The following is a 12,433-nucleotide window of genomic DNA, read 5'->3' on the forward strand; positions in this document are numbered from 1 at the left end:
GGGGGAAGCTCCCGTCCCAGGAAGCCGCGGCGCAGCGTCCTGCCGGCGATCAGCATCCTGCGCGCGCTGTCCGACCCCGGCGACGACGAGACCCCCTTCCTGGTCGGCTTCCTGATGAAGGGCGACGGCCTGATGCGCCTGTACGTGCAACACCCCGGCCGCACAGGCACCATCGGCGCCGACATCCACCTGACCGACATGCTCACCGCTGATCGCCTCACTCCCTCCCTCATCGAGGAAGAGGAACGCCACCAGCCGGCCCCGGACGGCCCGCACTGCGATCTCCTCGTGGACCTGACCGCCTGGTAGGGCTACTGCACCTCGACCCAGCGCTTTCAACCCATCCTCTTGTTCCACTCATGCGCGAAGATCCGGTACGCGGTCATCCGCCGCGAACCGGACCCGTCGAAGCGGGGCACTGCCGCCGGTCGGCACTGTTTCGAGCTCAGACCGCGCGGTCGCTCGACGCAGCAGCCCGCCGAATGGTGATGAGCCGGTCCGTGAGCTGGAGCGTCGCGGCCTCCGGATGGGTGTAGTCCAGCACCCTGTGCCCGCGTACGACGGCCACGACCAGGTCATCGCACTCACGGGGGGAACCCCCTGCCTCGGCCTTCGTCACCGGACGCTCTTTGAGGTCCAGTCCGCCGCCGGAGGTCATCAGATCTTCCAGGACGGTGCCTGCGTGCGGACTGGCCATCGACACACCGAGCAGGCGACCCGCTGAACTGGAACTCGTGACCACCGTGTCGGCCCCGCTCTGCTTCAACAAGGGAACGTTCTCGTCCTCCCGGACCGCCACCACGATGGAGGCACGCTTGTTGAGCTGGCGTGCCGTGAGCGTCGCCAGGGCTGCGGTGTCGTCTCGCTGGGCTGCGATGACGATCTTCGAGGCCCGCTGCAGCTCCGCCCTGCGAAGAGTCTCGGAACGGGTCGCATCCCCGAGGACGCCCACCAACCCGTCGGCGCTTGCGGCATCCACCACCTTCTGCTGAGGATCGACCACGACGATCTGTTCCTTGGGAACGCCCTGACCGACCAAGGTTTCTACGGTGTGGCGACCCTTGGTCCCGTACCCGATGACAACGACGTGATCTCGCATACGGGACCTCCAGCGGTGAACACGTACCTGCTGCCGAGTACGTTCGGTGAGCACTTCGAGCGTGGTGCCGACCAAGATGATCAGGAACAGGATGCGCAGTGGCGTGACCGCCAGGGCGGTGATCAGTCGTGCACCGTCGCTGACGGGTGTGATGTCACCGTAGCCCGTGGTCGACAGGGACACGGTCGCGTAGTACACCGCATCAAGGAGATCGACATCCCCGTCGGCGTTGTCGTGGTACCCCGCTCGGTCGATCCACACGATAACCGTCGTGAGCGCCAGGACCAGGAGTGCCATGACAAGCCGACGGAGGACCTGTTGGAGCGGTGGCGTCAGGCGTTGGACGGGCATGACGATGGACCGCCCGGCCTCGGTCGCTTCCTCTGTCTCGGTGCGTGAGCGGGACCAGAGCGAGCGGAAAGCAGAGAATCTACCCGTCCTGAGCGGCGGCTTTACTTGTCTCATCCAGCCAACTCCTCGGGTGTGGCGTGAGGCAGGGAGGTCTGAGTGCACGGCATGCCGCCATGCTCTGGGATGCAGATTGCCGATGCCTGATGCAGACGTTGTCGCGGCGCGTCTCGCCGGCCGGCGGTTTGGCCGTGCTCCAGGTACTGGGGGTGAGCCTGGGCCCGCGCCGTAATTGCCGCCTTCACTCGGCGGGAGAGTCGCGGGATCAAGAGGTGAGCCCAGCTCTTCCTTCACCTCACGCTGACAGACGGCCAGCGGCGACTCTCCGCGCTCGATGTATCCGCCGGGATCTCCCACATGGGCTTGTACGAAGGCTTGACCAACAGGACTTGGTCTTGACTGTTGGAGAACAGCGCGCCCGCTGCCATGCGCGGGGTCGCCATACGTCGCACCTGCTCGCTCTCGGCCATGAAGCGACCCTACCGGCCTGCTCTCGGCGCCTCTGAGCTGCCTTGTCACCTCGCCGATGCGTTGCGCGTCCACATCGAAGACCTTCAGGGCGCTCCGGCCCTGCGCGGTGTCGGCCGACTGACGTACCGTCCGCCGCGCGACTCGACGAACGACCGGTTGTCCTTCTCCTGCTCGTCGCGGCTCTTGATGTCTCGGCCGGTCATGGGCCGGAAGGCGGACGTGGCCTCGGTAGCGTCGTTCTCAGCGGTAGCGGGGCCCTCGTCGGCCTCGAAAGCCAGGCGGACCAGGCCGCCCAGTTCTGATCTTTGAGATCGCCCCAACGGGCATGCTGCACAAGCTCGTTGTCCCTGAACTTAGGTTGCTTTCGTCAAAATGCTGGAGATACGCCTTGCGTGACCACACCGTCGTCGTCGGCTTCGGCACCAAGGGCCGGTCCGCCGTGCAGACCCTCTGCGCCACGGGCACGAGCCGTGACCGCATCGTCGTCGTCGATCCGCTCCCCAAGGTAGTAGAGGCGGCGGTGGCCGAGGGCTTCGCGGGGGTGGTCGGCGACGCGACCCGCAGCGATGTGCTGGTACGGGCCGAGATCCAGCGTGCCCGCCAGGTCGTGATCGCAACCCAGCGCGATGACACCGCCGTCCTGGTCCCGTTGACCGCCCGTCAGCTCAACAAGGAGGCCAATATCGTCGCGGCGGTGCGGGAGGAGGAGAACGTCCCACTGCTGCGGCAGTCCGGCGCCGACGCCGTGATCACCTCGGCGAGCGCGGCGGGACAGCTGCTGGGGCTCTCCGTCCACAGCCCCAGCGCGGGCACCGTGCTGGAGAATCTGATCCAGCAGGGCAGCGGTCTCGACCTCATGGAACGGCCGGTGGTGAAGGCCGAGGTCGGCAAGTCCGTCCGGGAGACCGACGACCTGATCGTCGCCGTCCTGCGCGGCCACCGGTTGCTCGGTCACGACGATCCGGCGGCCGGTCCGCTGCAGACCACGGACCGGGTGATCGCCATCATCGGTGCGCCGGTGACGGAAGAGCCGGACAGCACCGGCGGGAAGGCGGCCAGGCCGAGGCTTCCCGGCACCGGCGTCGCCCCCATGCGCCGGTCGGACGGGTGACCCGGGCGTCGGACGGGTGACCGGGTGCGGGGCCGGGCAGGTGCCCGCGCACCGGGGCAGACGTCGTCCGGCGCCCCTGTGGTCCGTACCCCACGCGGTGGCCACCGGCCCCCGCACCGTCGCCTCGTGCGCGGGCGGCGAGTAGCCTCGCGCTCATGCGAGCGATCACTATCCCCGAGCCCGGTGGCCCCGACGCACTTGTCTGGGCGGACGTGCCCGATCCGCAGCCCGTCGAGGGCGAGGTCCTGATCGAGGTCGCGGCCGGCGCCGTGAACCGCGCCGACCTGCTGCAGCGCCAGGGCTTCTACGACCCGCCGCCCGGCGCCTCCCCGTACCCCGGACTGGAGTGCTCCGGCCGGATCGTCGCGCTCGGCCCCGGTGCGCACGGCTGGGCCGTCGGCGACGAGGTGTGCGCGCTGCTGGCGGGCGGCGGCTACGCGGAGCGGGTCGCCGTCCCGGCCGGGCAGGTGCTGCCGCTGCCGACCGGTCTCGATCTCGTGTCGGCCGCCGCGCTCCCCGAGGTCGCCTGCACGGTCTGGTCCAACGTCTTCATGGTCGCGCACCTGCGGCCCGGTGAGACGCTGCTGGTGCACGGTGGCGCCAGCGGCATCGGCACGATGGCGATTCAGCTCGCCAAGGCGGTCGGCGCGCGGGTCGCGGTCACCGCGGGCGGCCCCGAGAAGCTGGCCCGCTGTGCGGAGCTGGGTGCGGACATCCTCATCGACTACCGCGAGCAGGACTTCGTCCAGGAGATCCGCAAGGCCACCGACGGCAAGGGCGCGGAAGTCATCCTCGACATCATCGGTGCCAAGTATCTGCAACGGAACGTGAAGGCGCTGGCGGTCAGCGGACGGCTCGCGATCATCGGCCTGCAGGGCGGGGTGAAGGCGGAGCTCAATCTCGCCGCCCTGCTGAACAAGCGTGCCGCGATCACCGCCACCAGCCTGCGGGCCCGCCCGCTGAACGAAAAGGCGGCCATTGTCGCGGCCGTACGGGAGCATGTCTGGCCGCTGATCGGCAATGGCCAGGTCCGGCCGATCGTGGACCGTACGCTCCCGATGGCGCAGGCCGCGGAGGCGCATCGCGTGGTGGACGCGAGCGTGCACGTCGGCAAGGTCGTGCTGACGGTCTGAGCCCTGCCCCTCCCGCCCCGGCAGCCAGGGGCCTTCCGACCCTGACCCTCGGATATGCCCCATCGGCCAGGCCCTAACCCGACCGCCATACCCAAAGTGCCGGGATGGTCGCGCCGTGTGAATCTGAGCATGTCACTCGACGGCTCGGCACGGGAGGGGCAACGGCTGTGGCTCCACGATTCCGTTCGCGCATCACCACCGGTCTGCTGGTGGCCGCCACCGTCCTGCCCGTCCCGCTGGCAGCCACCGCGGCAACCGCCTCGGGCGGGTGGGCGACGCCGGTCGACCGCCCTCCGGACCTGGTCCGCCCGCAGGTCTCCCGTCCCCACGTCCCGCCCGACACCTATGCGGAAGAACCACCGCTGGCCGGCAGCCTTGCGGGGGCCGGCCGGCGCCACCCCGGCCGTCCGGAGACGACGGCGCACTCGGCACAGCGGCCGGACTCGGACGCCGTCTCCGCGCGGCCCGAGGTTCCCGGCCGGGCGGAGAACCCGGAGGGGCTATCGGACCGCCCGTCGCACGTCCCGGATGAGCCGTCCGCGCAGGCACTGCGCCCCGAGCGCCCGCCGCCCCCTTCCGGACCGGACGCCACCGAGCCCTCCCCGTCGCACACCGCTCCGGAGCCGAGCGACTCCGCCACCGGCGTCCCGGACTCCCCGGACCTGACGAGCCCGCCCGCCGGCGAAGGCGCGGAGCTCCCACCGAGCCCCTCCGCCCCTTCGCCGCCGGCCTCCGACGAGGCCGCGGAGCCGTCCGCACAGCCGCCCCCCGAAGAGCACCGGGATCTCTCCGGCCGTCCGGTCCAGAGCCCCTATGAGCCGCTGTCCCCGCCGCAGTCGCTCACCACCCCCGAGCAGCGGTCCGGCTCCGCGCCGGCGACCAGGGACAACGAACCGGCCGCCACGGCAAGCCCCTACGCGCTGGACGCCCCGGCCTCCCGCGTCGAACGTGTCCTCCCGCTGGGCGCCGGCCTCGCTTTCACCGGCCTCGGCCTCGCCTTCCTCGGCCTCCGGCTCCGCCGCCGCTGACTCCTGCCGTTTCACGTGAAACCACGTCGAAAACGTCCCGCCGTTTCACGTGAAACCATTTCGACATCATGTCGCCGTTTCACGTGAAACCAGCCTCGAAGCGGCAACTCCCGACCTGGCAGCCCCGCCGTGACGGAGCTCGACCTGGCGGACCCTGGAACGGCCTCGACACGGCGCCCGGCACGCCGCATCGTCGCCCCTTGGAAGGTGGATCACCCTGTTCTGGGGGCACCACCGTTCTTGAGCGCCGATACGAGAGAATGGCGGCATGGATATGCCGATGAACGAACGGTCGCAGGAGAACCCGCACGTCCTGGTTGTCGGCCCGGACGGCATGGCGCTCGGCAGCGCCGGCTCCGGTGGCGGGGAAGAGGGGGAGGAATCCCGCGAGATTCCGGTGACGGAGATGGTTGAGCAGCCTGCGAAGGTCATGCGCATCGGCAGCATGATCAAGCAGCTGCTGGAAGAGGTGAAGGCCGCTCCCCTGGACGAGGCCAGCCGGGTCCGGCTCAAGGAGATCCACTCCAGCTCGGTCAAGGAGCTGGAGGACGGACTGGCGCCCGAACTGGTGGAGGAGCTGGAGCGGCTCTCCCTCCCGTTCACCGACGAATCGGTGCCGACGGATTCGGAACTGCGGATCGCCCAGGCCCAGTTGGTGGGCTGGCTGGAGGGCCTCTTCCACGGCATCCAGACCGCGCTGTTCGCCCAGCAGATGGCGGCCCGCGCCCAGCTGGAGCAGATGCGCCGTGCGCTGCCGCCGGGTGCCCCGATGAACGCCGATGAGGAGGGCCTCGGTCACGGCGGTGCCCGCTCGGGCCCGTACCTCTAGCGACCGGTAGCAAGGCCTCCCGCGCCCCGCAGCAAGAAAAAGGGGCCGGCACGCAGGGTGCGTGCCGGCCCCTTCCGTATGTGTACGCCCGGGTCAGCTGGGGTCTTTTCCAGTGGCGACGGTCAGCTGGACCGTCTCACCGCTCTTCGGGTCCCACCGGTCAATGCCGCGGGGCGACTGGTCCAGGATGTAGTTCCTGGCGGAGAAGGTGTCGTCCTTCTCGATGATCTTGTACTTCCAGCCCGCGGCGTCCAGGCACGCCTTCACCGAGTCCAGGTTCTTGCCCCGGAGGAACGGGAAGTAGATCTTGTCCGGCTCGCTGTAGGGATGGTCCGGATTGGTGCACTTGGTCGTAGGGATCCGCGGCGAGATGGTGTCCACGGCCCGGGTGCTCGCGCTCGGCGAGGCGGATCGGGTGTACGCCGGGCCGTCGTCGGGATCGCCGCTGCTGCTGCCGCCGGCGCTCAGGCCGATGCCGATGGCTATCGCGGTGACCACGACCACGCCGACGATCGCCGAGACGACGATCACCGGGGTGTTGTTCTTGCGCGGCGCGGGGCCGCCGGGGCCACCGGTCGACGCCATCGAGGCCGTCACGGGCGGCGGGGTGTACGGCGCGGGGGTCTGGAAGCCGCCGTTGTTGAACGGGGTGGGCGCCGGCGCGGGCGCCGGGAAGGCGTTGTTCACCGGCGGCGGCGTCGAGGGGCCGAAGGGGGCCGCCTGCGTCGGCTGGTAGGGCTGCTGCACGTTCGGCGGTGCCGGGGTGTTCGGATTGCCGCTCGCCGTCGGGAACACCGCCGAGGAGACCGACGAGCCGCTGGTGCGCGCCTTCGGGCCCTCGCCGATGATCAGCGGCGTCGCCCCCGACTGTGCCGAACCGGCGATGCGCAGACATTCGTCCTGCATCGCCTCGGCGGTCGGAAACCGTTCGTTGGGGTTCTTCTTCAGCGCGCGGGCCACCAGGGCGTCCACGGCCGGGGGCACCGAGCGGTTGATGCTCGACGGGGCCGGCGGCTCCTCCTGGACGTGCGCGTAGGCGATGGCGAGCGGGGAGTCCGCGTCGAAGGGCAGCTGGCCGGTCAGCAGCTCGAAGAGCATGATGCCGACCGAGTAGAGGTCGGAGCGGGCGTCCACACCACGGCCCAGCGCCTGCTCGGGCGACAGATACTGCGGGGTGCCGACGACCATGCCGGTCTGCGTCATGGACGTCACGCCGGACTGCATGGCGCGGGCGATGCCGAAGTCCATGACCTTGACGACATTGCGCTTGGTCATCATGACGTTGCCCGGCTTGATGTCCCGGTGGACCAGGCCCATCTCATGGCTCGCCTCCAGGGCGGCGAGCACATCGGCGGTGATTTTCATCGCCTTTTCCGTCGGCATCGCGCCGTGCTGGGCGATGTCGGCGTCGAGCTCCGAGCGCAGCGGCTTTCCGGAGACGTACTCCATGATGATGTACGGGACCATGCCGCCATCGAGCTCGTCCTCGCCGGAGTCGAAGACCGAGACGATATTGGTGTGTGTGAGTTTCGCCACGGACTGTGCCTCGCGGCGGAAACGCTCGCGGAATGCCTGCTCGCGCCCGAGTTCGGTGTGCAGTGTCTTGATCGCGACCTCGCGATCGAGCACAGTGTCATAGGCGAGGTGCACGGACGCCATTCCGCCGACCCCGAGAAGATCACGAAGCTGGTAACGTCCTCCGCCGACCGAACGGCCCTCGTATGGGCCTTGAGCGCCGTCCTGGCTCATGGTTCCGTTTCCCCCTGGGCGCACTGCCCGTACATATAGCGATCAAAGTCTGGAATTCCGCAGCCAAGTCTGCCCGAGGGCACGGACACGTCAAGCTGTGTGCCCGTTCCGTGACCAGATGTGCAAGATCCGGTCACGGTGGTGAGACGTTTCGCGGCTTCGATTACCCCTGGTGAACTTGCCACACCTGGGATCGGGAAGGTTTGATGGCCGGTCCGCGACGGACCGGCGGGTGTCGCGGAACCTGTAGCGTGCTCTAGCGAAGACCGAGACCTTACCGCTGTTACGCGGATCGATTCGACGGCGAGGACCGATGGCACCGACGCAGAGCCCGCAGGGGCCGTCCGATCCTGATGCCACCGGCGCCAACGTCCCGGATTCACCGGAGATGTGGGGCAACGGCGGGCTGGTCGGTGACGGCCGCTACCGGCTGACGCGCCGACTCGGCCGGGGCGGCATGGCGGAGGTGTTCGCCGCCGAGGACGTACGGCTGGGCCGTACCGTCGCGGTGAAGCTGCTGCGCGCCGATCTCGCCGAGGACCCGGTGTCGAAGGCCCGCTTCACGCGTGAGGCACAGTCCGTGGCCGGGCTGAACCACCACGCGGTGGTGGCGGTCTACGACTCCGGTGAGGACCTCATCGGCGGCAACACCGTGCCGTACATCGTGATGGAGCTGGTCGAGGGCCACACCATCCGTGATCTGCTGCTCAACGCCGAGGCTCCGCCGCCGGACCAGGCGCTGATCATCGTCTCCGGTGTGCTGGAGGCGCTGGCGTACAGCCATCAGCACGGCATTGTGCACCGTGACATCAAGCCCGCGAACGTGATCATCACACACAGCGGCGCGGTCAAGGTCATGGACTTCGGCATCGCCCGCGCCCTGCACGGCGCGCAGTCCACGATGACCCAGACCGGCATGGTCATGGGCACCCCTCAGTACCTCTCCCCGGAGCAGGCGCTCGGCAAGACCGTCGACACCCGCTCCGACCTCTACGCCACCGGCTGTCTGCTCTATGAACTGCTGGCGCTGCGCCCGCCGTTCACCGGTGAGACCCCGCTGTCGGTCGTCTACCAGCATGTGCAGGACATGCCGGTGCCGCCGTCCGAGGTCGCCGATGCGGTGCCGCCGGAGCTGGACGGCCTGGTCATGCGGTCGCTCGCCAAGGACCCCGACGACCGCTTCCAGACCGCGGAGGAGATGCGCGGACTGGTCCAGTACTCGCTGCAGATGCTGCAGGAGCTCGGCGGGCACACGGGCACCTGGAACACCGGGCCGGTCGCCGTGCACGAGGGTGGCAACACCCCGGCCATGGGCACCGCCGCCACCACCGCGCTGCCGCATCCGGAGGCGGGGACGACCGCGGCGAGCCCGATCCTGCCGAACGGTATGCGGGCGGACGACGGCGGTTTCGAGGGCGGGCCGCAGCCCGGCAAGGGCGGTCGCGGCAAGCTCTGGCTGATCGCGGCGCTCGCCGTGATCGCCATCGTGGTGGGGGTGGCGTTCGCGCTGCAGAACACCGGCGGTACGGACAAGAAGACGGAGACCCCGGCCTCGCAGTCTCCGTCGCCGTCGAAGGAGGACAAGTCCAGCGAGCCGTCGACGGAGCCGCCGACGACGCCGGAGACCCAGCCCGGCAATGTGTCCGGTGGCCCCACGTACTCCGAGCCGCAGACTCAGCCGCCGACCACGCCGGAGACGTCGGAGCCACCCACGTCGGAGCCGCCGACGTCGGAGGCGCCCACGACGCCGGACCCCTCCGAGAGCAGCGACGGCGGGACCACCGACGGCGGCACCACGACCGGGAGCACGGACGGTGGCACCACGACCGGGACCGACGCCGGGACGAGCGCCGGCCAGGAAACCGGCTCGACGACCGCCGGCCAGGACTCCGGCTCGACGACCACCGGCACCGGCTGACCGGGGACAGCGGTCCGCGAACGGCGGGCCGGGCTCCAGGAACTCCCTGGGCCCGGCCCGCCGTTCCGTTCATCCGGGCCAGCAGCCCGTGAACGCGTCCCGCACCGCCGCGTACTCCCTGGTCCACCACACCGCCAGCGCGGCCGCCGCCGGGAACTGCGGATCGGTGCGCCGGTCGCCCAGGCGGTAGCGCCAGGTGAGCATCCAGAAGTCGTTCAGCCGTTCCCACCAGACCCGGTGGACGGCCGCCGCCAGCTCGTCGGCGCCGGCCCCGCAGGCGCTGCGGTAGGCGCCCGCGTACGCCGCCACCTTGGCCAGGTCGAGGGTGCCGCAGGGGCGTACGAAGAAGATCGCGGCGGCGCGTACCGCCTCCTCGGCGCGGGGCTGGACGCCCAGCCGGTCCCAGTCGACGATCGCGGCCGGCTCCGCGCCCCGGTAGAGCACGTTCAGCGGGTGGAAATCGCCGTGCACCCAGCCCGCGGCGGGTTCGCCGCCGGCCGCGGGGCGCCGGTGGGCCTGCCGTGCCAGCAGGGCCCGGCGCTCCAGCAGCCGGTGCTCGGCGAGCTCGTCGAAGCTGGTGCGGGGGCGGGCACCGCGGGCCAGCGCCAGCAGCTCGTCGATCATCTCGAAGGTCCGCGCGGGATCGGCGGCGGCGTCCGCGTACGGCGGCTTCGGCGGGTGCGGGGCGTCCGCCATGACCTGCTCCAGGGCGGTGTGCACCAGTCCGAGCAGGGCCCCGAGCCGGCGGGACTGGCCGCGGGTGAGCGCGGCGCCGCCGAGGTGCCGGCCCTCGACCCAGGGATGCAGCGCGTAGCAGCGGCCGTCGAGGACGGTGACGGTACGGCCGTCCGGGTCGGCGACCGGCGGGGCGACCGGCAGGCCGAGGGCGGCGAGCCGGAGGGTGGCGCGGTGCTGGCGGGTGATGGCGGAGCGGTTGCCGTCGAGGTGGTGCTTGAGGAAGTAGCGGCCGCGGGTGGTGGCGAGGAAATAGCCGTGGTTGAGCAGGCCCTCGGCGACCGGTTCGCACGACAGCGGCTCCCCGGCGCCGGGGTAGCGGCGCAGCAGGGATCCCAGGGCGTGCTTGTCGGGCGTCGCCGCCGTCCGGACTACAGATGAGCGCAGCACGCGCCAGATGTTAGATCAACGGCGCCAGGCGGAGGAGGTATAGCGCAGAGCCTCACGCAGCGTGGCCGTAGGGGCCGGTCTTACGCGGACTCCGAGTACCGGAAGACGGGCACGTCAGTAAGGCGGTGCAGGGTCACGAACTCGGGCGTGAGGCGCAGGAAGACCGGGTCGAAGGGCACTCCGTCGGCCAGCCGGGGGGTGCGGCCGAAGAGTGCGCGCTCGGCGGGGGCGGGGGTGACCACATGGGCGGTACCGGTGAACTGCACGGTCCAGGCGTCGCTCGCACCGGTGTCGGCGTTGTCCGCCTCGTAGGCGACGACGCTGCCGTCCAGATGCCGGTGGTAGCCGTAGCCGCGGTGCAGCCGCAGGACCAGCCCGCCGTCCACGACGAGATGCCGGGTGACGGTGGTGAAGGGCAGTGCCCGGCGGCTGGCCGAGACCCGCCCGTAGGGGGTGCGGCTGAGCAGCTCGATGGCGCGGAGGTCGTCCGAGAGCATGATCCTCAGACTGGCGGTCGGCATCGGTCGAAAGTAGGGGCCGGGGCCCCGAGAAGGAGGGACGTTGGTCCCGAATGCCGCGCGCGGCAATGCCGTCACCGCGGCCGTACTCGGGGCGGAAAGGTCAGGTCATCCCCGGTCCACAGGCCAGGTCCGCGCCCTGTTCACACGCGAGGTCGGCTCCGGATCAAAGGCGAGATCGGCCCCGGTTCAGTGGCTGCTCAGCGCTTTTCCGCCTGCATGCGCGCTACATACGCCGCGGCTTGGGAGCGGCGTTCCATGCCGAGCTTGGAGAGCAGGCTGGAGACATAATTCTTGATCGTCTTTTCGGCGAGATGGAGCCGCTCGCCGATGGCGCGGTTGGTCAGCCCTTCGCCGATCAGATCGAGGATCTTGCGTTCCTGTTCGGTGAGGTTCGCGAGCCGGTCGTCGCCCTTCGCGGTATTGCCGTCGCGCAGCCGTTCCAGGACCCGGGCGGTGGCCACCGGGTCGAGCAGCGATTTTCCGGCCGCCACATCGCGTACCGCGGACAGCAGTTCACTGCCGCGGATGGCCTTGAGGACATAGCCGGCCGCGCCTGCCATGATCGCGTCGAAAAGCGCCTCGTCGTCCGCGAACGAGGTCAGCATCAGACACTTGATGTCCTCGTTCTGCGAGCGGATCTCGCGGCAGACCTCGACGCCGCTGCCGTCCGGCAGCCGGACGTCGAGTACCGCGACGTCGGGGCGGGTCGCGGGGATTCTGACCAGGGCGTCCGCGGCGGTGCCGGCCTCGCCGACCACCTCGATGTCCTCTTCGACGGACAGCATTTCGTGGACCCCGCGCCGGACGACTTCGTGATCATCGAGCAGGAATACCGTGATTTTTCCATCTTCGGGCACGGGCCCAGTCTCACACACGAAGTCTTCCCGTGGTCCAGGTCACCGATATAACGTGCCGTTGTCCCGGCGGCCTGCGACGCTGTGACCAGGAGTTGTTCCCAGCCCCTCGCGATTTACTTGGAAATCCAAGCAAAATCGCAGGTCAGGGCCGTTTCCGCTTAGGCTTTGACAATGGGTAACGTGC

Annotated in this window: 10 protein-coding genes and 2 pseudogenes; 6 read left to right on the forward strand and 6 right to left on the reverse strand. The window is 69.9% G+C overall.

The window, feature by feature from the left end; genetic code table 11:
* The first annotated feature begins 132 nt into the window (after positions 1-132).
* A complete protein-coding gene (locus K9S39_RS22830; RefSeq protein ID WP_248865204.1) occupies positions 133-309 on the forward strand; it encodes a hypothetical protein in 177 nt (58 codons plus the stop codon).
* 136 nt (positions 310-445) lie between these two features.
* Here the strand turns inward: K9S39_RS22830 and K9S39_RS22835 are convergent, their stop codons facing one another.
* Together K9S39_RS22835 and K9S39_RS43055 are read right to left on the reverse strand one after the other, a co-directional pair.
* Positions 446-1,564 (reverse strand): potassium channel family protein, encoded by a 1,119-nt coding sequence (locus tag K9S39_RS22835; RefSeq protein ID WP_248865205.1) that lies wholly within the window; start codon positions 1,562-1,564, stop codon positions 446-448.
* A gap of 261 nt (positions 1,565-1,825) precedes the next feature.
* Positions 1,826-2,050, reverse strand: a pseudogene (locus K9S39_RS43055) (hypothetical protein); the annotation flags it as partial.
* Between the two features lie 298 nt (positions 2,051-2,348).
* Between K9S39_RS43055 and K9S39_RS22845 the strand changes: the two are divergent.
* The 4 genes and pseudogenes from K9S39_RS22845 to K9S39_RS22860 all read left to right on the forward strand — a co-directional run.
* A pseudogene (locus K9S39_RS22845) lies at positions 2,349-3,089 on the forward strand (potassium channel family protein); the annotation flags it as partial.
* Positions 3,090-3,244: 155 nt separating this feature from the next.
* Complete coding sequence (locus tag K9S39_RS22850) at positions 3,245-4,222, forward strand: NAD(P)H-quinone oxidoreductase (protein WP_248865206.1); 978 nt, start codon at positions 3,245-3,247, stop codon at positions 4,220-4,222.
* A 167-nt stretch (positions 4,223-4,389) separates the two neighbouring features.
* Positions 4,390-5,250: a hypothetical protein gene (locus tag K9S39_RS22855; protein ID WP_248865207.1), complete on the forward strand. Its 861-nt coding sequence runs from the start codon at positions 4,390-4,392 to the stop codon at positions 5,248-5,250.
* A 268-nt stretch (positions 5,251-5,518) separates the two neighbouring features.
* Entirely contained in the window at positions 5,519-6,079 is a 561-nt protein-coding gene (locus tag K9S39_RS22860) for a bacterial proteasome activator family protein (RefSeq protein ID WP_248865208.1), read from the forward strand.
* A 93-nt stretch (positions 6,080-6,172) separates the two neighbouring features.
* On the opposite strand, the gene K9S39_RS22865 is transcribed toward K9S39_RS22860, so the two are convergent.
* Positions 6,173-7,828: a protein kinase domain-containing protein gene (locus K9S39_RS22865; RefSeq protein ID WP_248865209.1), complete on the reverse strand. Its 1,656-nt coding sequence runs from the start codon at positions 7,826-7,828 to the stop codon at positions 6,173-6,175.
* A 313-nt stretch (positions 7,829-8,141) separates the two neighbouring features.
* Here K9S39_RS22865 and K9S39_RS22870 point away from each other — a divergent pair, with 313 nt between their 5' ends.
* Positions 8,142-9,746 (forward strand): protein kinase domain-containing protein, encoded by a 1,605-nt coding sequence (locus K9S39_RS22870; RefSeq protein ID WP_248865210.1) that lies wholly within the window; start codon positions 8,142-8,144, stop codon positions 9,744-9,746.
* A gap of 69 nt (positions 9,747-9,815) precedes the next feature.
* On the opposite strand, the gene K9S39_RS22875 is transcribed toward K9S39_RS22870, so the two are convergent.
* From K9S39_RS22875 to K9S39_RS22885, 3 genes are all read right to left on the reverse strand, one after another.
* A complete protein-coding gene (locus tag K9S39_RS22875) occupies positions 9,816-10,871 on the reverse strand; it encodes a phosphotransferase (RefSeq protein ID WP_248865211.1) in 1,056 nt (351 codons plus the stop codon).
* An 80-nt stretch (positions 10,872-10,951) separates the two neighbouring features.
* Complete coding sequence (locus K9S39_RS22880; protein WP_248868918.1) at positions 10,952-11,368, reverse strand: pyridoxamine 5'-phosphate oxidase family protein; 417 nt, start codon at positions 11,366-11,368, stop codon at positions 10,952-10,954.
* Positions 11,369-11,589: 221 nt separating this feature from the next.
* The gene (locus tag K9S39_RS22885) at positions 11,590-12,249 is read right to left on the reverse strand and encodes a response regulator (protein WP_248865212.1); all 660 of its coding nucleotides are present in this window, start codon (positions 12,247-12,249) and stop codon (positions 11,590-11,592) included.
* Positions 12,250-12,433 lie beyond the last annotated feature (184 nt).

This window comes from Streptomyces halobius, from assembly GCF_023277745.1.
In the GTDB taxonomy this organism is placed as follows: domain Bacteria; phylum Actinomycetota; class Actinomycetes; order Streptomycetales; family Streptomycetaceae; genus Streptomyces; species Streptomyces halobius.

Bases quoted from the DNA above. Each gene is read 5' to 3' on its own strand.
- K9S39_RS22830 (WP_248865204.1), top strand. From the start codon at position 133: ATGCGCCTGTACGTGCAACACCCCGGCCGCACAGGCACCATCGGCGCC.
- K9S39_RS22835 (WP_248865205.1), bottom strand. From the start codon at position 1,564: ATGAGACAAGTAAAGCCGCCGCTCAGGACGGGTAGATTCTCTGCTTTC.
- K9S39_RS22850 (WP_248865206.1), top strand. From the start codon at position 3,245: ATGCGAGCGATCACTATCCCCGAGCCCGGTGGCCCCGACGCACTTGTC.
- K9S39_RS22860 (WP_248865208.1), top strand. From the start codon at position 5,519: ATGGATATGCCGATGAACGAACGGTCGCAGGAGAACCCGCACGTCCTG.
- K9S39_RS22865 (WP_248865209.1), bottom strand. From the start codon at position 7,828: ATGAGCCAGGACGGCGCTCAAGGCCCATACGAGGGCCGTTCGGTCGGC.
- K9S39_RS22870 (WP_248865210.1), top strand. From the start codon at position 8,142: ATGGCACCGACGCAGAGCCCGCAGGGGCCGTCCGATCCTGATGCCACC.
- K9S39_RS22880 (WP_248868918.1), bottom strand. From the start codon at position 11,368: ATGCTCTCGGACGACCTCCGCGCCATCGAGCTGCTCAGCCGCACCCCC.